A 20,819-nucleotide genomic window follows, 5' to 3' on the forward strand; every position below is an offset into this window, starting at 1 on the left:
GTGTCCGCGGCACCTCCACCCGCCGACGACGTCCCGCGCCGGGCCGTCGTCCGGCTGGTCCGGTTCGGCTTCGAGGACGGCGCGACCGCGGCACGGCTGCTGGCCGACCCGGTGCTGGGGCTGTGGGACCTCGACCGCAACGAGCCCGCCGACCCCGAGGCCGGTGCGGTCGTCTCCGCCCTGGCCCGGGCCGGTGACCCGGACCTGGCGCTGCGGTCGCTGACCCGGCTGGTCGAGGCGCTGGACGCCACCGACCCCGACGGCGGTCTGGCCGCCGCCCTGCTCGCCCGGCTGCGCGGCTCGGCGGCGGTGCGCTCCCGGCTGCTGTCGGTGCTCGGCGCCTCCGCCGGGCTGGCCGACCACCTGGCCGCGGAGCCCGCCGACTGGGTGGTGCTCGACACCGAGGACCGCACCTCCCGGCCGAGCCCGCAGGAGCTGGAGCAGCAGCTGCTGTTCGCCGTCGGGGCCGACCCGCACGACCCGCCCTGGGGCGTGGGCCTGGGCACCCCGGCCCCGGACGCCGACCCGTCCCGGGTGCGCGACCTGCGCCACGCCTACCTGCGGGCGGTCCTGTCGCTGGCCGGCCGGGACCTCGGTGACGGGCTGCCGGCCGACGAGGTCGCCGCCGAGCTCGCCGACATCGCCGCCGCCGTGCTCACCGCCGGCCTGGCCGTCGCCGTGGCCGAGCAGCCCGCGGGCAGCGCCCCCTGCCGGCTGGCGGTCGTCGGGCTGGGCAAGTGCGGTGGCCGGGAGCTCAACTACGTCAGCGACGTCGACGTCGTCTTCGTCGCCGAGCCCGTGGACGCCGGCGAGGACGAGGCGGCCGCCCTGGCCTCGGCGACCCGGGTGGCCGCGGCGCTGATGCGGATCTGCCGCCAGGCCGCGTGGGAGGTCGACGCCGCGCTGCGCCCGGAGGGCAAGGCCGGCGTGCTGGTGCGCACCGTGGCCGGCATGCGGGCCTACTACGAGAGGTGGGCGAGCACCTGGGAGTTCCAGGCGCTGCTGAAGATGCGCCCGGTGGCCGGCGACCCGGCGCTGGGCCGCGAGCACGTCGACGCGCTGGAGCCGCTGGTCTGGCGGGCCGGCGACCGGCCCGGCTTCGTGGCCGAGATCCAGGCGATGCGCCGCCGGGTGGAGGCCAACATCCCCGCCGGGCAGGCCGAACGGGAGCTCAAGCTGGGCCGCGGCGGCCTGCGGGACGTCGAGTTCAGCGTGCAGCTGCTCCAGCTGGTGCACGGCCGGGCCGACGTGACGCTGCGGGTCGGCGGCACGATCCCGGCGCTGACGGTGCTCGGCGTCGGCGGCTACATCAGCCGGGACGACGCCGCCACGCTGGTCGCCTCCTACCGGTTCCTGCGCACGGTGGAGCACCGGCTGCAGCTGCTCCGGCTGCGCCGCACCCACCTGCTGCCGGTCGCCGGTGACCAGCTGCGCTGGCTGGCCCGCTCGCTGGGCTACAAGCCCGACGACCGCGGCGACTCCGTCGCCGTGCTGCGCGCCGAGCTGGCCCTGCACACCCGGGTCGTGCGCCGGCTGCACGAGAAGCTGTTCTACCGGCCGCTGCTGTCGGCGGTGGCCCGGGTGCCGGGTGAGCAGCTGGCGCTGGGGTCGAAGGCGGCGGGGGAGTGGCTGCGCGCGCTGGGGTTCGCCGACCCCGAGGGCGCGCTGCGACACCTCACCGCCCTCACCGGCGGGCTGAGCCGGTCGGCGTCCATGCAGCGCTACCTGCTCCCCGTCCTGCTGCAGACCTTCGCCTCCTGCGCCGACCCCGACGCCGGGCTGCTGGCCTACCGCCGGGTCAGCGAGGCGCTGGGCAACGACCAGTGGTTCCTGCGGCTGCTGCGCGACGAGGGCCAGGCCGCCGAGCGGCTGGCCGTGCTGCTGGGCTCCAGCCAGTACGTCGCCGGGCTGCTCACCCGCACCCCGGAGGCGATGCGCATCCTCGCCGACGACGCCCAGCTCGAGCCGCGCAGCGCCGACGCGCTCACCTCGGCCTGGCGGCAGGCGGTGGCCCGGGCCGGCAACGCCGCCGCCGGCGTCCAGGTGCTGCGGTCGCTGCGCCGCCAGGAGCTGCTGCGGATCGCCTGCGCCGACCTGCTGGGCCGGCTCGACGTGCTCCGGGTGGGCCAGGCGCTGCACGACGTCGCGGTGGCCACCCTGCGCGCCGGCCTGGACGCCGCGGTGCGCAGCTGGGCCGCCGACGCCGGGCTCGACCCCGCCGACGTGCCGGTCGACGTCGCCGTCATCGGCATGGGCCGGCTGGGCGGGGCGGAGATGGGCTACGGCTCGGACGCCGACGTGCTGTTCGTGCACCGGGTGCGTCCCGGCTCCGACGAGGGGCGGGCGGCGTCGACGGCGAACGCGGTGGCGCACACGCTGCGCCGGCTGCTCGGTGAGCCCGCGCCCGACCCCGCCTTCGAGGTCGACGCCGACCTGCGCCCAGAGGGCCGCTCCGGTGCGCTGTCACGGAGCCTGGAGGCCTTCGCGCAGTACTACCAGCGCTGGGTCGCCACCTGGGAGGTGCAGGCGCTGCTGCGCGCCGAGCCGGTCGCCGGCGACGAGCAGCTGGGGCGGGAGTTCATGGCCCTGGTCGACCCGCTGCGCTACCCGGGCGCGGGCCTGTCCAGCGAGCAGGTGGGGGAGATCCGCCGGATGAAGGCCCGGGTGGAGAGCGAGCGGCTGCCCCGCGGCGCCGACCCGGCCACGCACACCAAGCTGGGCCGCGGTGGCCTGGCCGACGTCGAGTGGACCGTGCAGCTGCTGCAGCTCGAGCACGCCGCGGTGCACCCGGCGCTGCAGGTCACCTCCACGGTCACCGCGCTGGCCGCGCTGGCCGACGCCGGACTGCTGGACGCCGAGCAGACGGAGGCGCTGCGCTCGGCGTGGGAGCTCGCGAGCCGGGCACGCAACGCGGTGTTCCTGGTGCGCGGCCGGCCCGGGGACCAGCTGCCCCGGCCGGGACTGGAGCTCGACGGTGTCGCGCGGGCCTGCGGCTACGGCGCCGACACCGACGCCGGGCAGTTCCTCGACGACTACCGGCGGACCACCCGGCGGGCGCACGCCGTCGTCGAGCGCGTCTTCTACGGGCGCACCGAGGAGGGCTGACCGGGGCGGTCGGTCGTGCACGACCGGACTGGGGGACGATCGGGGGCGTGAGCACCGAGTCCGCGATCCCGCTGCCGGCCGCCGAGGGCGCCGACACCTCCGGCGACGTCTCCGACGACGCCGTCCGCGACCTGCCCCCCGCCGGTGAGCCGACCGCCACCATCACGCCCTACCGCGACGGCCCGCTGCTCGTGCGCGGGGACTTCCGGCTCGTCGACACCGAGGGCAACGAGATCGACCCGGGCCGCAGGACCGTGGCGCTGTGCCGCTGCGGCAAGTCCGGCATCAAGCCCTTCTGCGACGGCACGCACAAGCGGTCCGGCTTCTCCGCCGGCAGCGCACCGTCCCGGCCGCGGCCGGCCGCCGAGCTGTACTCCGGGTCCGAGGACTGACCACGGTCGTCGGGTCCGTGGGCTGACCACGCTCGTCACCTCGGGGCCCGCCGCTGTTCGCCTGTGCGCCACCGGGGGCTGGTCGGGGCGGTCGAGGCTGTGCCGGTCCTGTCCCGGTCCAGTGAGGTGCCCGTGCCCCGTCGTCCGTCCCGTCCCCTCTCCGGTGTGCTCGCGCTGAGCGCCCTCGCCCTGGTGGCCGCCGCCACCCCGGCGACCGCCGCGGCCCAGCCGCGCACCTTCGTCCCGCTGGCCACCTTCGCCGTCCAGGGTGAGGTGGCCGAGATCCTCTCCGCCACCCCCGACGGCCGCACCGTGCTCTACACCGACTCCGAGCTGGGCCAGGTCGGCATCGTCGACCTCAGCGTGCCCACCGCCCCGCGTCAGCTCGGCACCGTCGACGTCGGCGGCTCGCCCACCTCGGTGGCGGTGACCCCGGGCAGCCGGTACGCGCTCGTGGTCGTCGACGACACCACCGACCTCACCCGCCCGGCCGGCCACCTCGCGGTGGTCGACCTGCCGCGGCGCACCGTGGTGCGCACGATCGACCTGGGCGGCCAGCCCGACTCCATCGACATCGGCCCCAGCGGTGTCTTCGCCGCCATCGCGATCGAGGACCAGCGGGACGAGGAGCTCGAGGTCGGCGGCGTGGAGGGCGGGCTGCCGCAGCTGCCCGCCGGGTTCCTGTCTGTGGTGGACCTGCGCGGGCCCGTCGACCGGTGGACCGTGGGCCAGGTGTCCCTGACCGGGCTGCCGGGCGCGCTGTACGCGAACGACCCCGAGCCGGAGTTCGTCGACGTCAACGGCGCCGACGTGGCCGCGGTGACCCTGCAGGAGAACAACGCCGTCGCCCTGGTCGACCTGGCCCGCCGCCGCGTCGTCTCCTCGTTCTCCGCCGGCACGGTCACCCGCACCGACGCCGACACCGTCGCGGACAAGACCATCGCCTTCGACGACCTGCTGGTCGCACCCCGCGAGCCCGACGCGGTGCAGTGGACGCTGCGCGGGGACCTGGTCACCGCCGACGAGGGCGACCTCGCCACCGAGCCCAGCGGCGGCCGCGGCTGGACCGTGTTCAGCCCGGCCGGGACGGTGCTCTACGCCAGCGGCGGCTCGGCCGAGAAGGCGCTGGCCGCCGTCGGCTGCTACCCCGACGGCCGCAGCGACGACAAGGGCGCGGAGTTCGAGGGTGCCGAGGTGGCCCGGATGAGCGGCACCGACTACACCTTCATCGGCTCCGAGCGCGGGGACGCCGTCCTGGTCTACGAGCACGGCCGCGACGCCGCCCCGCAGCTGCTGCAGGTGCTGCCCACCGGTGACGCACCCGAGGGCCTGCTGGCCATCGAGGGCCGGCAGCTCTTCCTCACCAGCAACGAGGACGACGGCAGCATCTCCGTCTTCGGCCTGCGCTGACGAAGGACCCCGTCCTCCTCACCCCTCGCGAGCTCGGGGCGAGCCTCTGGACGGGGCCGGGAGCCGGTCGCCGCTAGACGGCGACCGGCTCCTGCGCGCGCAGGCCGGAGCGGCCGGCCTCCCAGGCGCCGAGCAGGTGGTGGGCGGTGAGCCCGTCGAGGGCGAGCGAGCACTGCGCCCCGAACAGGACGTCGGCGGTCAGCGCCGGGTCCTCGGCGACCAGCGAGCCGCACATGTCGACCGAGGCGATCTGCTCGTGGACGGCGTCGGCCTCCACGTGCTCGTCGTAGAAGACCGTGGTGCCGGTGCCGTACCCGAGACGCCGCAGCCCGCTGGAGTACCGCCGGCTGGGCTCGGAGGAGGTCATCTCGACCGCGGTCAGGTGGCCCAGGCAGGCGCCGCGCAGCCGTCGGTGCAGCCCGAACAGCGACATGGTGTTCACCGAGGTGAAGGCGACCGCGGGGGCGTCGTCCCACAGCGCGCCGTAGGCGTCGTCGAGGTCCAGGTCGCGCATCAGCCCGGCGAAGAGCTGGCTGTGCATGCGCTCGGGGGAGCCGCCGCCGTACTCGTCGGCCTGGATCTCCACCATCGCCGCCTTGGCGCGACCGCTCAGCCGGGGGATCGCCCAGGTGTGCGGGTCGCCCTCCTTGAGGTGGTAGACGCTGCGCACGGTCAGGTACTCGCGCCACTGTTCGACGGTGCCGTGCTTCGCCATGTACCGCGACAGCGACGGGCCGTCGTCGGCGGCGATGACGGCGGTGAGCTGCTGGTCGACCGGGTCGGTGGTGACCGCGACCGGGCTGACCAGCGAGTGCAGCGCGGCGAGGTGCCGCTGCTCGAGGACGGCGCGCAGGCGCAGCAGCTCGGGGTTCCACTCCCAGTCGTCGTGCACGCCGTCGAAGCCGCGGTAGTGCAGCTCGTAGCAGACGGCCAGGGCGAGCTGGAGGTCCTCGTCGGTGAGCGGGTCCTCGGTGCCGGCGGCCAGGGCGTAGGCGACGGCGAGCGTGCGGGTGCTCAGGGTCGACCCACCGGCGAGGCCCGCGCACAGCGCGGCGCTCAGGGGACCCCGTGGCTTGGGAAGGCGCATGGGCCAGGTCATGCCCAGCCCGGCGCCGTCCCGAACCCCACGGACGGGTGGGTCCCCGGCCGGAGGGGTGCCCCTCCGGCCGGGGTGGGTCACTCGAAGGCCGAGGCCATCCGGGCCTGCTCCTCCAGCACCTCACCGATCCGGGCCTGGACGACGTCCAGCTGGCCGATGATCTCGGCGGTGGTGTGGATGCCGCTGGCCACGGCCTTGCTGCTGGCCTGGATGCCGGCGATCTGGTCGGAGACCTTCTTGGTGGCGCTGGCGGTCTCCCGGGCCAGGTCCTTGACCTCGCTGGCCACGACCGCGAAGCCCTTGCCCAGCTCGCCGGCGCGGGCGGCCTCGATGGTGGCGTTCAGCGCCAGCAGGTTGGTCTGGTCGGCGATGCCGGAGATGATCCGGATGACCTCCCCGACGGCGGCCGACGCCTCGTCCAGCGCCAGCACCTCACCGGTCATGGCCGACGCCTGGGTGACCGCGTTCTCCGCGACCCGGCCCGCGTCGTTCGCGGCCTCGCGCAGCCGGGAGACGGTGTCGAGCAGCTCGCGGGCGTTGTCGGCGGACTCCTCGGTGCGGCGCAGCACGTCCAGCCGCTGGGAGACCAGCTGCTGCACGTTGCGCAGTGCCGAGGCGCGGGAGTCCGACAGCTCGATGGTCTCGGTGACGAAGAAGTCCATCGTGCCGATGACCCGGCCGCCGACCATGAGCGGGAAGCACACGCCGGACTTGACCCCGGCGCGCTGGGCGGCGGGGGCGCGCACGCAGTCGGTCATCTCACCGATGTCGCTGACGAAGAACAGGTCGCGGGAGCGCCAGGCGCGCCCGGACAGCCCCACGCCCTCGGCGAAGGACGCGGCCAGGGTGACCTTGCGGAACTCCTCGCCGGCCGAGCCGGACTCCTGCTGGAAGCGCAGCACGTTCGCGGACTCGTCCAGCGCCCAGTAGGAGCCGTAGGCCCAGCCGAACGCCTCCCGGACGGTGTCCAGCGCCATCCGCAGCGCACCGGCCTGGTCGCGGGCCGCGCCGAGCTCGGTCACCACCGAGGTGACGGCGACCCGGTCGTCGAGGGTCTCCTGCAGCTCGGCCCGGGCCAGCGCGGCCCGGCGCGCGTGCGCGAGCAGTCGGCCCAGGGAGTCCCACTTGCTCTGCCGGGCGCTCGTGAACGGCATCTCGCCGATGTTGTAGTACTCGTAGAGGGCGTTCACCGTGCCGTTCTCGACCATCGGCAGCATGCAGCCGTGGGTGGCGCCGGCGGACTGCGCGCCGCCCCAGCGCACGCACGTGGCGGGGTCGCTGGTCTCGTCGACGAGCACGGCGGTCTTCTTGCGCAGCGCCTGGCCGCCGTAGCCGTCGGCCGAGGTGAGCGTCGTCTGGCGCGCGGAGGCGGAGGCGGCCATGGCCGGGGCGAGCGGGCCGTACTCGCCGTGCCGGCGGAAGGTGCCGTCCGGACCGGGCAGCCACACCGCCCCGTAGGACAGCTCCAGCTGCTCCACCAGCTCGGCGGTGATCTTCTGGTGGGCGTCCCGGTTGTCGGTGACCCCGTGGTCCAGGGCGGCGATCACCTGCTCGACCGCCTCGACGTCCCGGGGCATGACCACCGGGGAGACCGCCGTCTTCTCGTGGCTGCTGCTGCGCCGCCTCATGCTCGTCCTCTTCCGCCTGCCCCCGTGCCGCGGGCCGTCCCGCCGGCTGTCTGGACCACGCACCCACCTTCTCGGCAGGGGAGCCCGGTCGCCTTACCTGATCGGCCGGGACGGGCCGGAGTTGAGCCGTGTCTGCGGCCCCGGTCCTCCCAGGCGTCAACTGCCCGGCGGTGGGTAGTTGCAGCGCTCACCGACTGGAGGCATCGATGACCAGCGCGCCCGCAGCGTCGCCCGGCACCATCAGGAGCTCGATCCCGGCCCGGATCGACCGCTTGCCGTGGTCCCCGTTCCACACCCGGATGGTCATCGCGCTCGGGGTGGCCTGGGTCCTCGACGGGCTGGAGATCACCGTCGCGAGCTCGGTCACCGGGGTGCTCACCAACGAGGACACCCTGCACCTCAGCGCCGGCGCGGCCGGTGCGCTGGCCACCGTCTACCTGGGCGGGGAGGTCGTCGGCGCACTGCTGTTCGGCAACCTGTCCGACCGGCTGGGCCGGCGCAACCTCTTCATGGTCACGCTGGCGATCTACCTGGTCGGCAGCGGTCTGACCGCGCTGACGCTGGGCAACAGCGCGGCCTGGGTCGGCTTCCTGTACCTGACCCGGTTCATCGCGGGCATGGGCATCGGCGGGGAGTACGCGGCGATCAACTCCGCCATCGACGAGCTCATCCCGGCCCGCTACCGGGGGCGGGTCGACATCGCGGTCAACGGCACCTACTGGGGCGGGGCGATCATCGGGACGCTGGGCACGTTCGTCTTCCTCAACGTCATGGAGCCCTCGCTGGGCTGGCGGCTGGCCTTCCTGCTCGGGCCGGTCCTGGGGCTGGTCGTCCTGGTCATCCGGCGGCACCTGCCCGAGAGCCCGCGCTGGCAGGTCATGCACGGCCGCGAGAAGGAGGCCGAGGAGTCGATCAGCTTCATCGAGCACGAGGTCGAGCACAGCGGCAGGGAGCTGGCGCCGGTGGACGAGGGCAAGGCCATCGAGATCAAGCCCACGGAGGCGATCGGCTACCTGGCCCTGCTGCGGGTGCTCTTCCGGGAGTTCCCCGGTCGGGCCGTGCTCGGCGCCTCGCTGATGATCACCCAGTCGTTCCTCTTCAACGCCATCTTCTTCACCTACGCGCTGGTGCTGAAGAACATCTTCGGGATCTCCGACGGGGTCGTGCCGCTGTTCTTCGTGGCCATCGCGGTGGGCAACCTCGCCGGCCCGCTCGCCCTCGGGCACCTGTTCGACACCCTGGGCCGGCGCCGCATGATCGCCGGCACCTACGTGCTGTCCGGCGCGCTCTTGGCGGTCACCGCGGTCCTGTTCCGGGCCGGTGCGCTGAACGCGGTCACCCAGACCGTGTGCTGGGCGGTGATCTTCTTCTTCGCCTCGGCCGGGGCGAGCTCGGCCTACCTCACGGTGAGCGAGATCTTCCCGCTGGAGGTGCGGGCCAAGGCCATCGCGGTCTTCTTCGCCATCGCCCAGGCCTTCGGTGCCTCCGGTCCGATCATCTACGGCAACCTCATCGGTGACGGCACCGACCCGGTCCCGCTGTTCTACGGGTACCTGCTGGGCGCCGGCGTCATGATCGCCGGGGGCCTGGTGGCCGCGTTCCTCGGCGTCGACGCCGAGGGCAGGTCGCTGGAGGACGTCGCCAGCCCCCTGGCGGCCCGCAACGCGGCCGCCGACAGCGAGCAGGTCGCCGCCGGCTGACCACCCGGCCGGTGTCGAGCGCTCGGGTCGTCCGCGTCGACCGGGCAGCCCGCCGGCCGGCTGTTGCGCCGGCCGACCCGGGGCGGGTCCGGCGCGCGACGGTTGGCCCCACTCGTCCCGCGAGCGTCCCCGCAGCACAGCGGCCCCACCGCCTGCGCCACCGTGGCCTCGCGCGCCGTCACCCTGTGCCGCACGGACGTCCAGGAACGGCGTGGAGGAGGACCGATGGCGACAGAGGCAGACGGGAACGGCACCGGCGGACGACACGGCGCAGCCGGCTGGGGAGCCGCGCTGGCCCGCCGGCGCCGGCGGGCCAGCGAGCTGCGGGCCGCCATCGCGCTGGTCGGCACCAGCGCCGCCGACCTCGGCTGGGGCGCCCAGCCCGACGTCCGGGTGCTCCCGGACGGCCGGCTCTGGCTGGACGAGCACGAGGTGGCGGTGACCGCCGCCGAGGTCTTCCAGGCCGCCCGGCACCTGATCGCGGCCCAGCTGCGCACCGTCTCCGAGCAGGGCGGGACGCCGGTCGGCGCCGTCGCCGGCCCCTGGCTGCTCGGCCTGCACACCAACGCCGCGATGGCCGACATCGACCTCGAGGTCGACGTCCCCCGGGAGGACGTCGCCTGAGCTGCGGACGCGCCACAGCCCCCACCGGGTGACCCGGTGGGGGCTGTGGCGTGAGCAGGTCAGGGTCGAGGCCGACCCCGTCGATCAGATGTCGTAGTACATCGCGAACTCGTGCGGGTGCGGGCGGAGGCGGATCGGGGTGATCTCGTTCTCCCGCTTGTACTCGATCCACGTCTCGATGAGGTCGGGGGTGAACACCCCGCCGTCGAGCAGGTAGTCGTGGTCGACCTCGAGGCGGTCGAGCACGGCGTCCAGCGACGCGGGCACCTTCTCGATGCCCAGGGCCTCCTCGGGCGGCAGCTCGTAGAGGTCCTTGTCGACCGGGGCCGGGGGCTCGATCCGGTTCTTCACGCCGTCCAGGCCGGCCATCAGCATCGCGGAGAAGGCGAGGTAGGGGTTGGCCGACGGGTCGGGCACCCGGAACTCGATGCGCTTGGCCTTCGGGTTGTCACCCGAGATCGGGATGCGGGTGCAGGCCGAGCGGTTGCGCGCGGAGTAGACCAGGTTGATCGGGGCCTCGAAGCCGGGCACCAGGCGGTGGTAGCTGTTCACCGTCGGGTTGGTGAAGGCCAGCAGCGACGGGGCGTGCTTGAGCAGGCCACCGATGTAGTGCCGGGCGACGTCGGACAGACCCGCATAGCCGGTCTCGGCGTGGAAGAGCGGCTGGCCGTCCTTCCAGAGGCTCTGGTGGCAGTGCATGCCCGAGCCGTTGTCGCCGAACAGCGGCTTCGGCATGAACGTGGCGGTCTTGCCGGCGGCCCAGGCGGTGTTCTTGATGATGTACTTGAACAGCATCAGGCTGTCGGCCGAGCGCAGCAGGGTGTCGAACTTGTAGTTGATCTCGGCCTGGCCGCCGGTGCCCACCTCGTGGTGGCCACGCTCGAGCTCCAGGCCGGCGCCGGCCAGGTTGACCATCATCTGGGCGCGCAGGTCGCTCTGGTGGTCGACGGGCTCGACGGGGAAGTACCCGCCCTTCTGCCGGGTCTTGTAGCCCAGGTTCGGGCCGCCGTTCTCCCCGGTCAGCGAGCCGGAGTTCCAGGAACCCTCGATCGCGTCGATGTGGTAGTAGCCCTCGTTGATCGAGGTGTCGTGGCGCACCGAGTCGAACACGTAGAACTCGGCCTCGGGGCCGAAGTACGCGGTGTCGGCGATGCCGGAGCTGGCCAGGTAGGCCTCGGCCTTCTTCGCCACGTTGCGCGGGTCGCGGCTGTAGGCCTCGCGCGTGATCGGGTCGTGGATGAAGAAGTTGATGTTCAGCGTCTTGTGGATGCGGAACGGGTCGACGTAGGCGCTGCTCGCGTCGGGCAGCAGCAGCATGTCGGACTCGTTGATCGTCTGGAAGCCACGGATCGACGAGCCGTCGAAGCCCAGGCCCTCGCTGAACGTGTCGGGCCCGAAGGTCTCCGCGGGGATGGTGAAGTGCTGCATGACGCCGGGGAGGTCGCAGAACCGGACGTCGACGAAGCGCACGTCGTTGTCGCGGATGTAGGCGAAGACCTCGTCGGGACTGGTGAACATCGATCCTCCGGGAGTGGGCGGACAGCCGAGCCGCAAGTTACGAGCGAGCGGTTGCCCTGCGGTGTCTCTCGTGTTTCGGGGCGGTAACAACGCCTCCGGCGTGTCGCACTGTCCGCGGCGCCCCGCTCCCGCGGGCCTGCCGCGGGACGGGACATACGCTGGCGGCATGGCCAGGGACGACGCCCCACCCTCTCAGCAACCCGCCCGCGGCGCCGCACTGGGGCTGCCCGCGGAGGGCCCCGGCTCGCTGGCCCCGTTCGGACGCCGGATCGCCGCGTACCTGGTCGACTCCCTGGCCGCGGGGTTCGTCGCCGGGCTGGTCACCGCCCCGGAGCTGCCCCGGTTGTGGAGCCTGCCGGCGTTCGGGGTGATCACCGTGGTCTTCCTGGTGCTGACCGGGCAGACGCCGGGCATGCGGCTGCTGGGGCTGCGGCTGGCCCACCCGAACACCGGGCAGCGGCTGGCGCTGTGGCGCGCCGTCGTCCGCACCGCGCTGCTGATGCTGCTCGTGCCGGCCCTGGTGGTCGACTCCGACGGCCGCGGCCTGCACGACCGGCTCACCGACACCGCCGTCATCCGCGACCGGGCCTGAGAGGGGACCCCGTCCTCCTCGCCCTTCGTGAGCTCAGGGTGAGCCCCTGGACGGGGCCGGACGGACGACGCCCCCGACCGCAGCTGCGGTCGGGGGCGTCGTCCGTCCCAGGTCCCCGTGCAGGGTCCCGCTGGGGGGCACGGAGGTCCCTTCGTCAGCCGCGGCGGCGGACCTGACGCTGGCTGACCGACATCTGCCGGCCGCCGGGGAGCGGGCCGCCGGGCATAGGCAGCCGCTGGGTGCCCAGGGCGGTCATCCGCTTGCCGAGGGAGTTGACCTCGGCGCCGTTGAGGTTGCGGGGGAGCTTCATGACGTGCGCGCTGAGCTTCTTCAGCGGCACCTGGCCCTCACCGTCGCCGACGACCACGTCGTAGATCGGGGTGTCGCCGACGACCTTGGCCATCCGGCGCTTCTCGGCGGCGATCAGCCCCCGCACGCGCTGCGGGTTGCCCTCGCCGACCAGGACGATGCCGGGGTGGCCGAGCACCCGGTGCAGTGCGTCGAGCTCGCGGGTGCCGGCCACGCCGGAGCTGACCCGCCAGTCGCCACGCATGCCCTCGAGCACCCAGGAGGCGGCGCCGGGCTGCCCCTCGACCTGCCGGTAGGCCGAGCCCTGTGCCCGCCGCCCGAAGATGATGAGCGCGGCGAGCAGCCCGAGCAGGACGGCGATCGGCAGGAAGATGAGCGGCGAGCTGAGCAGCACGCCGATCAGCTCGACGACGGCGAACACCACGACGAAGGCGATGAGCATCGCCCAGGGCAGCTTGGGGTCGTTCTTGTACGTCAGCGAGTAGGCCTGGCGCATCATCCCGGCCTGGCCCTTGAGCTTGGCCAGCCGTGAGCCCTTGGGCTTGCCGTCCTTGCCCAGCTTCGGGGCCTTCGGGGCCTTGGCGGCCTTGCCGGGGGTGGCGCCGACGGCGGTGGCGCCGGTGCTGCGTCCGGGCGCGCCGCCGGCCGGGCCCCGGCCGGCCTTGCCGGAGGGAGCGGAGGGGTCGGTGGACCTGCTGCGAGCCATGCGCTCCAGGATAGGACCCCGCTGAGCCCGTCCTGCGCGCCGCGCGCCCGTCCTCGTCTGGACGGGTGAGCGGCGCGCCGGGACGGGGCGGCTCAGCGGGTGGTGACGGCCAGCCCGCGGGCCTCGGCGGCCTGCTGGTACAGCCGGCCGGCGCGGTAGGAGCTGCGCACCAGCGGGCCGGAGAGCACGCCGGCGAAGCCGATCCGCTCGGCCTCGGCGGAGAACCCGACGAACTCCTCGGGCTTGACCCACCGCGACACCGGGTGGTGCCGGACGCTGGGGCGGAGGTACTGGGTGATCGTGAGCAGGTCGCAGCCGGCGTCGTGCAGCGCCTGCATGGCCTCGACGACCTCCTGCGGCTCCTCGCCCATGCCCAGGATCAGGTTGGACTTGGTGACCAGGCCGGCGTCACGGGCGGCGGTGATGACCGACAGCGAGCGCTCGAACCGGAAGCCGGGACGGATCCGCTTGAAGATGCGCGGCACCGTCTCGACGTTGTGCGCCAGCACCTCGGGCCGGGAGGAGAAGACCTCGGCCAGCTGGTCGGGCTCGGCGTTGAAGTCCGGGATCAGCAGCTCGACGCCACAGCCGGGGATCTGCTCGTGGATCTGGCGCACCGTCTCGGCGTACAGCCAGGCACCGCCGTCGGGCAGGTCGTCGCGGGCGACACCGGTGATGGTCGCGTAGCGCAGGCCCATGGAGACCACGCTCTCGGCGACCCGGCGCGGCTCGTCGGTGTCGTAGTCGGCGGGCTTGCCGGTGTCGATCTGGCAGAAGTCGCACCGCCGGGTGCACTGGTCACCGCCGATGAGGAAGGTGGCCTCGCGGTCCTCCCAGCACTCGTAGATGTTGGGGCAACCGGCCTCCTCGCACACCGTGTGCAGGCCCTCGCGCTTCACCAACGACTTCAGCGCGGTGTACTCCGGGCCGGTCTTCAGCTTCGTCTTGATCCACTCGGGCTTGCGCTCGATCGGCGTCTGGCTGTTGCGGACCTCCAGGCGCAGCATCTTGCGGCCGGCCGGTTCGATCGGTGACGCCGCAGCAGCTGCCGGTCCGGCCGTCACAGCGGCCTCCTCCATGCCCAGGCTCATGGGCAGAACGGTACTCCCGGCCTCCCCGGGGCCCGGCACGCGCAGAGGGGGCCCGGCCGGTGGCCGGGCCCCCTCCGGGGCGTGCTGTGCGGGGCGGGTCAGCCCGCGGTGTCCTCGTCGGGGCGGGTGCCCCGGCTGGGTGCGGAGTTGCCGGCACTGCCGGGCGACTCGGTGAAGCTGTCGGGCGCCGCCGTGGCCACCGGGCTGTCGGGGTCGTTCGTGGTCCCGGTGGCGGTCGTCGGACGGTCCTGGTTGCTGGGCTCGTCGCGGCCGGCGGCCGGCTGGGCCTCGAGCGCACCGATGCCGCCCTCGGCCGGACCGGAGTCCGACGGCGCGGTCATCGCGGTGGAGACGGTCTTCCCCTGGGCCTCAGGGGACTCGGTACCGCCGGCTTCGGTGCTCGGTGAGCTGGGCACGGGGTCCTCTCGGTAGCTGGGCACGGGCCCGTCGCCGGAGGGCGCCGGGTTCCACAGGTCGGTCGTGTTCTTCCTGCGCAGCAGGACCACGGCGATGCCGGCGACGGCGGCCAATGCGGCCACCACCCACGGCCAGCGACGCGGCTGCGGCTCGATGCCGACGCTCCGCTTGACCGTCGTGACGGTCTTCGCGGTGCGCTTGCCGGCCTCCTTGCGGGCCTCGCCGACGGCCTTCTCCAGCTCGACCCGGCGCTTGGCGGCCTTCTCGGAGAGCTTCTCGGCCTTCTTGCCGAGCTTGTCGGCCTTCTTGCCGGCCGCGGCGACGTTGGCGTCGGCCACGGCCCGCAGCGCCGCGAGCCGGGCGCCGGCCTCGGCCCGGGCGGTCTCGGCGGCGGCCGCTGCGTCCTTGCGGACCTTGTCGGTCTGCTTGGCCGTGGCGGCACCGAGGGTGGCGGCACCGGCGGTCAGGTCGGCGGTGCGGGCGTCGAGCAGTGCCCGGGCGGACCCGGCCTGCGCGGACAGGCTCGCCCGGGCGCTGTCGAGCGCGGGTGCCGCGGCCTCGCGTGCGGCCGTCACCTTCGGCGCCGCGTAGGCCGTGGCGGCCGCGGTCGCGGCGCTGAGCGCCGGCCCGGTGGCCTCGCGGGCGGCCACGATGCGCGGGGTGGCCGCGGCGATCGCGGTCTCCAGGTTGGCCCGGGCGGTGGCGGCGGCCGCCTCGAGTGCGGGGCCGCTGGCCTCGCGGGCGGCCTCGATGCGCGGGGTGGCCGCGGCGATCGCGGTCTCCAGGTTGGCCCGGGCCACCTTGGTGGCGGCCTCCAGGCGCGGGACGACGTCGGACTCGTAGGCCTTCTGCGCCGCCACGATGCGGGGGGCCAGGCTCTCCCGCGCGGCGTCGATGCGCGGCGTCAGGGTCTTCTGCGCCGCGTCCAGCCGGGGCACCAGCACCTCGCGGGCGGCGTCCAGCTGCGGGGCGAGCGCGGCGACGGCGGCCTCCACGCGGGGGGCCACCTCGGCGGCGTACGCCGCGGTCGCGGCCTTGGTCGCGGCGTCGACCTGCGGGCGCAGCTGCTCGGCCGCGGCCCGGCGGGCCTCGGTCGCGGCCACGCCCAGGTGCGCCAGCCCTTCCTGCAACTCGGCCCCGATGACCTCTGTCGGGCTCTTCTTGCGGAACACTCCAGCACCTCCGAGTTGATCGCTTCCCGATCATCCTGCCCGCTGCCGTCCCCCGGCACACCCCCAACCGGTGCCGGCCGCCGTCGCCGGTGCCCGTCGGTGGCAGCGGGGGAGGTGCAGACCGCGCCGGCCGCGACCCGTCGTCGGTGCGGTGCGCCGGCCGGGACGCCGCCGAGGTCGCCCCGCACCCGGGCCCCGAGGCAGCAGCGCCCCGTCCCCTCGGTGAGGGGACGGGGCGCTGTCGTGCCGGGGTGGGTCAGTCGAGCTCGGAGGCCAGCGGCTCGAGGGCGGCGCGGGAGCCCAGCCAGGTGTTCGCCCGCTGCAGGTCGTCGTCGAAGTCGACCTCGACCGCGGAGAACCGGGAGATGTCCAGCGGGCGGAAGCGCACGCCGGCGCGCTGGACGGCCAGCTCCATGCCGCGCTCGAAGTAGTCGGTCATCCCCACCGTGGACAGGGCCTCGACCAGGGCGGACTTGTCGGCACCGGACACGTAGTTGATGCCCACCGCCTCACCGAGCCCACCGACCACGCTCTTGGACAGCTCGGCGATGAAGCCGTCGGCGTCGAGGGTGTACTTGACCTCCTCGTCGGCCACGGTCGAGGTGTCGACGCAGACGAAGCTCTCGTCGGCGGCCACGAGCGGGGCCGCGTGGTCGAGCACGGCCGGGTCGAACACGACGTCGCCGTTGAGCCAGAGCACGCCGCCGGCCTGCGAGGAGCGCAGCGCGCGCAGCAGGCTCTGCGAGGTGTTGGTGGTGGCGAAGTCGGGGTTGAAGGCGAACAGCAGGTCCGGCTGCGCCCGCATGACGGCCTTGGCGCGGTAGCCGACGACGGCGGTCACCGGGGTGTCGGCGCCGAAGACCGCGCGGACGCCGTCCAGCTGCTGGCCCATGATGCTGCGGCCGTCCATCAGCGGGGTCAGCGGCTTGGGGAGCTTGCGGCCCAGGCGGGTGCCCATGCCCGCGGCCAGGATGACGACCTGGGGTGCGGTCGGGGTGGGCGCGGAGGGACGGCCGGCAGCTGCCGGCTGCGACCGCTGATCGCGGCCCCCGGTCAGGATCGGGTCAGCAGTGCGCATGCTCATCTCCTCTTTCCGTCGTGCGTGGGTGCGCCGCCCGGCCCAGGAGGGCCGGCCGGGAAGAACAGCTCGAGGACCCGCTCGGTGGCGTGGCCGTCCTCCAGCGAGCAGAAGGTCTCCCGGAACCGGTTGTACCGCTCGGTCGGCACCCAGGGGGTCCGGTGGAGCTCGGCCAGGGCGGCCAGGACCTCGTCGCTGGTGTGCAGCAGCTCACCCGGGGCGGCCTCGGCGAGGTCGAAGTAGAAGCCCCGCAGCTCGCCGGAGAAGTACTCCAGGTCGTAGGTGAAGTTGAGGATCGGCTTGCCCGTCACGGCGAAGTCGAACATCGTCGAGGAGTAGTCGGTCACCAGGACGTCGGCGGCCAGGTACAGGAACCGGACGTCGGGGTGGCGCGACACGTCGCGGATCGGCGAGCCCTCGGGGAGGGTGAGCCGCTCGGACACCATCTGGTGCACCCGCAGCAGCAGCACGTGGTCGGAGCCCAGTGCTGCGGCGAACTCGTCCAGGTCCAGCGGGAAGGTGTGCTGCGGACCGCCGTCGGCGGCGTTGAACACCTGGTCGTCGCGCCAGGTCGGGGTGTAGAGCACCGCGGTGGCGTCCTCGGCGATGCCCAGCTCGGCCCGCACCTGCGCCCGCAGCGCGTCGCGCTCGGGGGAGGAGAGGACGTCGTTGCGCGGGTAGCCGGTCTCGTGCACCGGGCCGGTGAACCCGAACGCCTTGCGGAAGCGCGGGGTGCTCACCGGGTTCGGTGACAGCAGCGCGTCCCAGCGGGCGATCTCGGTGTCCAGGTAGGCCAGCCGGCCCTCGGGCGCCCACAGCACGTCGTTGTGGATCCGCTTGAGCGGCGTGCCGTGCCAGGTCTGCAGGTACGTGGTGCCCGGAGACTTGTCCCAGTCGAAGCCGATGTGGTCGTTGGAGACCACCACGTCGGCAGCCTCCAGCGCGGCCACCGCGTCGGCGCTGCCGAACTCGACCGTCGTCGTCCCGGCGGGGAAGTCCCCGAGCCGGTCGGGGGCGGCGAGCCAGGTGTAGGAGTTGTCGTCGCCGCGGGCCACCAGGGCCTCGAAGAGGGCACGCGGGCTGTCGGAGAACATCCCGCGGAAGCTGTTCAGGACGACGTTCACGCGGCACCGCCCACGGGGGCCGGGCGGGTGCTGAGCACCGGCAGGAGCAGGTCGGTCAGCTCGGCCCAGGAGGAGACGACGGCGACGACGCCGGCCTCGCGCAGCTGCGCCTCGCGCTCGGCGCGCTCGGCCGGGGCCACGAAGCGCAGGTTGCCCACGGTCGGGCAGCCGGCCCGCACCGCCGACAGCGCCCCGGGGACTGAGTCCTCCACGGCCAGGCCGCGGGCCGGGTCGATGCCCAGCGCGGTGCAGGCGTGCAGGTAGACCGCCGGGTCGGGCTTGCTGGTGGGCGTGGGCAGCGAGTCCTCGGCGCTGTACCGGTCGGCCGGGGGGACCAGCTCGTCGAGCCCGGTGGCGGTGAAGCACGCGGCCAGCCGGGTCAGCGCGCTGGAGCTGACCGCGGCCAGCGTGAGGTGCGCGTCCAGTGCGGTCAGGGCGGCGGTGACCTCGGCGTCGGGGCGCAGCACCTGACCCAGGTGGGCGGTGACGGCCGTCTTCTCCTCGGCGACCCAGCGGTCCAGGTCGGTGACCGGGACGCCGGCGTCCGCGGCGAGCTCGGCGGCCGTCGTCCGGAAGTTCTTCCCGGTGGTGGCCAGGCGGAGCTCCTCGGCGGTGAACCGCCGGTCGATGCCGTGCGCGGCGAGGAAGCGGTTGGTGACGTCGGCCGAGGCGACGAAGGCCGGCTCCTCGGAGGGGAACAGGTTCCCGTCCGCGTCGCAGAGCAGCGCCTCGAGTGGCTCGATGAGCGCGTCGGTGAGCCGGGGCATGGTGGGCGCCTCCTCCGTGGGGTCGGTCGGACGGGTGGTCATGCCGGCAGCAGGTCGCCGGACAGCGGGGGGTGGACCGGGACGGCGCTCGCGTCGTCCTCGGCGAGCGCGCACGCCACCGCACCCCGGACGCCGAGCTCCTCGAGGCGGCGCAGCGCGGTGGCGAGGCCGTCGACGAACCCCGCGTCGGCGGCGAGGTTGCCGAAGACGGCGTCGACGGCCAGCAGCGGGCGCGGGTCGGTGCCGCCGGCGCGGGCCAGGACGCCCAGCTCCTCGGCCCGGTCGTCGGCCAGCACCAGCGGGCGGCCGGCGAGGTCGGTGCCCTGCAGGTACCGGCACCAGCCGGCGACGGCGAGGGTGAGCAGTGCGCAGGGCCGGCCCTGGGCCCGGGCGGTGAGGACCGAGGGCAGCACGTACAGCGGGATCTTCGACGAGCCGCGGCGGCACAGCCGGTCCAGCCGGTCGCCGATCGCCGGGTCGGTGAAGCGGCGCAGCAGGCTGCGCTGGTAGGCCGCCAGGTCGATGCCGTCGGGTGCGGGCAGCAGGGGGGCGACCTCCCGCGCCATCAGCGTGGCCACGTACGCCCCGAGCACCGGGTCGGCCAGGAACTCGTCGACCCGCGTGACGCCGGCCAGCTCACCGAGGTGGCCCATCGCGGAGTGGCTGCCGTTGAGCAGCCGGGTCTTCATCAGCTCGTGGTGGCCGACGTCGGCGACGAACTGCACGCCGACCCGGTCCAGCGGCGGGCGGCCGTTGCAGAAGGAGTCCTCCAGGACCCACTGGGAGAACGGCTCGGTGATGACCGGCCACCGGTCGGCGACGCCGAACAGCCGGGTCACCTCGTCGCGGTCGGCCAGGCTGGTCGAGGGGGTGATCCGGTCGACCATGCTGCCGGGGAAGGCGACGCGCTCGTCGATCCACCGGGCCAGCTCCGGGTCGCGCAGCCGGGCGAAGCCGACCACGGCGGCGCGGGCGGCCTCGCCGTTGGACTGCATGTTGTCGCAGGACAGCACGGTGAACGGCGGCAGACCGGCCCGCCGGCGGACGTCGAGGGCCTCGACGATGTAGCCGAAGAGGGTCTGCGGCGCGTGGGGGGCGGCCAGGTCGGCGTGCACCGCGTCGTCGGGGACGAACCGGCCGGTGCCGGCGTCGATCCGGTAGGCGTTGCCGGTGATGGTCATGGTGACCAGCCGGGTGCGCTCGTCGGTCAGCGCGGCCAGCACGGTCGCGGGGGAGTCGGGGGCGAAGAGGTAGTCGACCATCGCGCCGACCACCCGGGCCCGCTCGCCGGCGCTGCTGCGCTCGACCACGGTGTAGAGGTGGTCCTGTGGCTGCAGGGCGTCACGCATCTGCGGGGAGCGGAGCCCGACGCCGACGACGCCCCAGTCGGTGCAACCGGACTCGGCCAGGTCGTCGAGGTAGACCAGCTGGTGGGCGCGGTGGAACCCGCCGACGCTGAAGTGCACGACCGCGGGGGTCAGGGACGCCCGGTCGTAGGAGGGGACGCGGACACGGGCCGCGTGGTGGGGGAGGGTCTGCTCGGACAGCGGGACCGCCGGAGGGGCGGTGGGGACGCCGGTGGGGACGGCGCCGTTCTGGGCGAGCTGTTCCATCGACGTCCTCCTCTCTGCCGTTCAACGCTCGGCGCGCGCACTGGTGCCCTGTGGCTCCCCGGGTTCCGCGACGGCAGGTCTGCTGTCGCCTGCCGCGGGACGGCCGTCCCTGTCGTCAGCTGGTGCTCTCCACCGGGGGCTCGGGCCGGACGGCGGTGTCTGCCGTCGACCTCGTGCCCACCGGGAGCGCACTGCCGGCGCACCGTGCTCAGGCGACGCTGCTGCTCAACGCCGGATCGGTGGGATGCCCCCAGGTCACAGGGGACAAACGCGCGGTGATCATCAACATACGGGTCAGGACCGGTCGTTGGCCAGCGCTGGACCCTCCGCACTGGCCCCGACGGGTGTGGAGCGCTGCCCGCGTCCGGCGGGCGGGCGGGCGCCGCGCGCTAGGATCGGCCCCGTGACCGGCGGACTCCTGCTTCCCCGGCCGTGCTGATCCCTCTCTGCTGACCAGCACGGCGACCCCTCCTG

Annotated in this window: 16 protein-coding genes; 6 read left to right on the forward strand and 10 right to left on the reverse strand. The window is 74.1% G+C overall.

The window, feature by feature from the left end; all coding sequences use genetic code 11:
- The 3 genes from KUM42_RS18090 (at position 1) to KUM42_RS18100 (ending at position 4,907) form a co-directional block, all read left to right on the forward strand.
- Positions 1-3,105, forward strand: coding sequence for a bifunctional [glutamine synthetase] adenylyltransferase/[glutamine synthetase]-adenylyl-L-tyrosine phosphorylase (locus KUM42_RS18090; RefSeq protein ID WP_237493907.1), 3,105 nt, complete (start codon positions 1-3; stop codon positions 3,103-3,105).
- A gap of 47 nt (positions 3,106-3,152) precedes the next feature.
- Positions 3,153-3,497, forward strand: a complete 345-nt coding sequence (locus KUM42_RS18095; protein ID WP_237493908.1) for a CDGSH iron-sulfur domain-containing protein — start codon at positions 3,153-3,155, stop codon at positions 3,495-3,497.
- A 165-nt stretch (positions 3,498-3,662) separates the two neighbouring features.
- Entirely contained in the window at positions 3,663-4,907 is a 1,245-nt protein-coding gene (locus KUM42_RS18100; RefSeq protein WP_237493909.1) for a hypothetical protein, read from the forward strand.
- Between the two features lie 73 nt (positions 4,908-4,980).
- Here KUM42_RS18100 and KUM42_RS18105 read toward each other — a convergent pair whose 3' ends face one another.
- The gene (locus tag KUM42_RS18105) at positions 4,981-5,994 is read right to left on the reverse strand and encodes an iron-containing redox enzyme family protein (RefSeq protein WP_237493910.1); all 1,014 of its coding nucleotides are present in this window, start codon (positions 5,992-5,994) and stop codon (positions 4,981-4,983) included.
- An 89-nt stretch (positions 5,995-6,083) separates the two neighbouring features.
- Positions 6,084-7,634, reverse strand: coding sequence for a methyl-accepting chemotaxis protein (locus KUM42_RS18110; RefSeq protein ID WP_237493911.1), 1,551 nt, complete (start codon positions 7,632-7,634; stop codon positions 6,084-6,086).
- A 299-nt stretch (positions 7,635-7,933) separates the two neighbouring features.
- Between KUM42_RS18110 and KUM42_RS18115 the strand changes: the two genes are divergently transcribed.
- Positions 7,934-9,334 carry an MFS transporter gene (locus KUM42_RS18115; RefSeq protein WP_237493912.1) on the forward strand — a complete coding sequence of 467 codons (1,401 nt, stop codon included), beginning with the start codon at positions 7,934-7,936 and terminating at the stop codon, positions 9,332-9,334.
- 225 nt (positions 9,335-9,559) lie between these two features.
- Positions 9,560-9,958: a hypothetical protein gene (locus tag KUM42_RS18120; protein WP_237493913.1), complete on the forward strand. Its 399-nt coding sequence runs from the start codon at positions 9,560-9,562 to the stop codon at positions 9,956-9,958.
- 84 nt (positions 9,959-10,042) lie between these two features.
- On the opposite strand, the gene glnA is transcribed toward KUM42_RS18120, so the two are convergent.
- The gene (gene glnA, locus KUM42_RS18125) at positions 10,043-11,476 is read right to left on the reverse strand and encodes a type I glutamate--ammonia ligase (protein WP_237493914.1); all 1,434 of its coding nucleotides are present in this window, start codon (positions 11,474-11,476) and stop codon (positions 10,043-10,045) included.
- 166 nt (positions 11,477-11,642) lie between these two features.
- Here glnA and KUM42_RS18130 point away from each other — a divergent pair, with 166 nt between their 5' ends.
- A complete protein-coding gene (locus tag KUM42_RS18130) occupies positions 11,643-12,068 on the forward strand; it encodes an RDD family protein (RefSeq protein WP_237493915.1) in 426 nt (141 codons plus the stop codon).
- 154 nt (positions 12,069-12,222) lie between these two features.
- On the opposite strand, the gene KUM42_RS18135 is transcribed toward KUM42_RS18130, so the two are convergent.
- The 7 genes from KUM42_RS18135 to KUM42_RS18165 all read right to left on the reverse strand — a co-directional run bounded on the left by KUM42_RS18135 (position 12,223) and on the right by KUM42_RS18165 (position 20,345).
- Positions 12,223-13,083, reverse strand: a complete 861-nt coding sequence (locus KUM42_RS18135) for a DUF4191 domain-containing protein (RefSeq protein ID WP_237493916.1) — start codon at positions 13,081-13,083, stop codon at positions 12,223-12,225.
- A gap of 92 nt (positions 13,084-13,175) precedes the next feature.
- Positions 13,176-14,174 (reverse strand): lipoyl synthase, encoded by a 999-nt coding sequence (lipA, locus tag KUM42_RS18140; protein WP_237493917.1) that lies wholly within the window; start codon positions 14,172-14,174, stop codon positions 13,176-13,178.
- Between the two features lie 98 nt (positions 14,175-14,272).
- A complete protein-coding gene (locus KUM42_RS18145; RefSeq protein ID WP_237493918.1) occupies positions 14,273-15,763 on the reverse strand; it encodes a hypothetical protein in 1,491 nt (496 codons plus the stop codon).
- Between the two features lie 256 nt (positions 15,764-16,019).
- On the reverse strand, positions 16,020-16,841 hold the full coding sequence (locus KUM42_RS18150) for an NTP transferase domain-containing protein (protein WP_237493919.1): 822 nt from the start codon (positions 16,839-16,841) through the stop codon (positions 16,020-16,022).
- Between the two features lie 2 nt (positions 16,842-16,843).
- The gene (locus KUM42_RS18155) at positions 16,844-17,965 is read right to left on the reverse strand and encodes a CDP-glycerol glycerophosphotransferase family protein (RefSeq protein ID WP_237493920.1); all 1,122 of its coding nucleotides are present in this window, start codon (positions 17,963-17,965) and stop codon (positions 16,844-16,846) included.
- Positions 17,962-18,774, reverse strand: coding sequence for an HAD family phosphatase (locus KUM42_RS18160; RefSeq protein WP_237493921.1), 813 nt, complete (start codon positions 18,772-18,774; stop codon positions 17,962-17,964). The genes KUM42_RS18155 and KUM42_RS18160 overlap by 4 nt, the downstream gene beginning before the upstream one ends.
- Positions 18,771-20,345, reverse strand: a complete 1,575-nt coding sequence (locus tag KUM42_RS18165) for a mannitol dehydrogenase family protein (protein ID WP_237493922.1) — start codon at positions 20,343-20,345, stop codon at positions 18,771-18,773. Before KUM42_RS18165 ends, KUM42_RS18160 begins: the two co-directional genes overlap by 4 nt.
- Positions 20,346-20,819 lie beyond the last annotated feature (474 nt).

Source organism: Modestobacter sp. L9-4, from assembly GCF_019112525.1.
Taxonomy (GTDB): domain Bacteria; phylum Actinomycetota; class Actinomycetes; order Mycobacteriales; family Geodermatophilaceae; genus Modestobacter.

Bases quoted from the DNA above. Each gene is read 5' to 3' on its own strand.
- KUM42_RS18105 (WP_237493910.1), bottom strand. From the start codon at position 5,994: ATGCGCCTTCCCAAGCCACGGGGTCCCCTGAGCGCCGCGCTGTGCGCG.
- KUM42_RS18110 (WP_237493911.1), bottom strand. From the start codon at position 7,634: ATGAGGCGGCGCAGCAGCAGCCACGAGAAGACGGCGGTCTCCCCGGTG.
- KUM42_RS18115 (WP_237493912.1), top strand. From the start codon at position 7,934: ATGGTCATCGCGCTCGGGGTGGCCTGGGTCCTCGACGGGCTGGAGATC.
- KUM42_RS18120 (WP_237493913.1), top strand. From the start codon at position 9,560: ATGGCGACAGAGGCAGACGGGAACGGCACCGGCGGACGACACGGCGCA.
- glnA (WP_237493914.1), bottom strand. From the start codon at position 11,476: ATGTTCACCAGTCCCGACGAGGTCTTCGCCTACATCCGCGACAACGAC.
- KUM42_RS18130 (WP_237493915.1), top strand. From the start codon at position 11,643: ATGGCCAGGGACGACGCCCCACCCTCTCAGCAACCCGCCCGCGGCGCC.
- KUM42_RS18135 (WP_237493916.1), bottom strand. From the start codon at position 13,083: ATGGCTCGCAGCAGGTCCACCGACCCCTCCGCTCCCTCCGGCAAGGCC.
- lipA (WP_237493917.1), bottom strand. From the start codon at position 14,174: ATGAGCCTGGGCATGGAGGAGGCCGCTGTGACGGCCGGACCGGCAGCT.
- KUM42_RS18150 (WP_237493919.1), bottom strand. From the start codon at position 16,841: ATGCGCACTGCTGACCCGATCCTGACCGGGGGCCGCGATCAGCGGTCG.
- KUM42_RS18160 (WP_237493921.1), bottom strand. From the start codon at position 18,774: ATGACCACCCGTCCGACCGACCCCACGGAGGAGGCGCCCACCATGCCC.
- KUM42_RS18165 (WP_237493922.1), bottom strand. From the start codon at position 20,345: ATGGAACAGCTCGCCCAGAACGGCGCCGTCCCCACCGGCGTCCCCACC.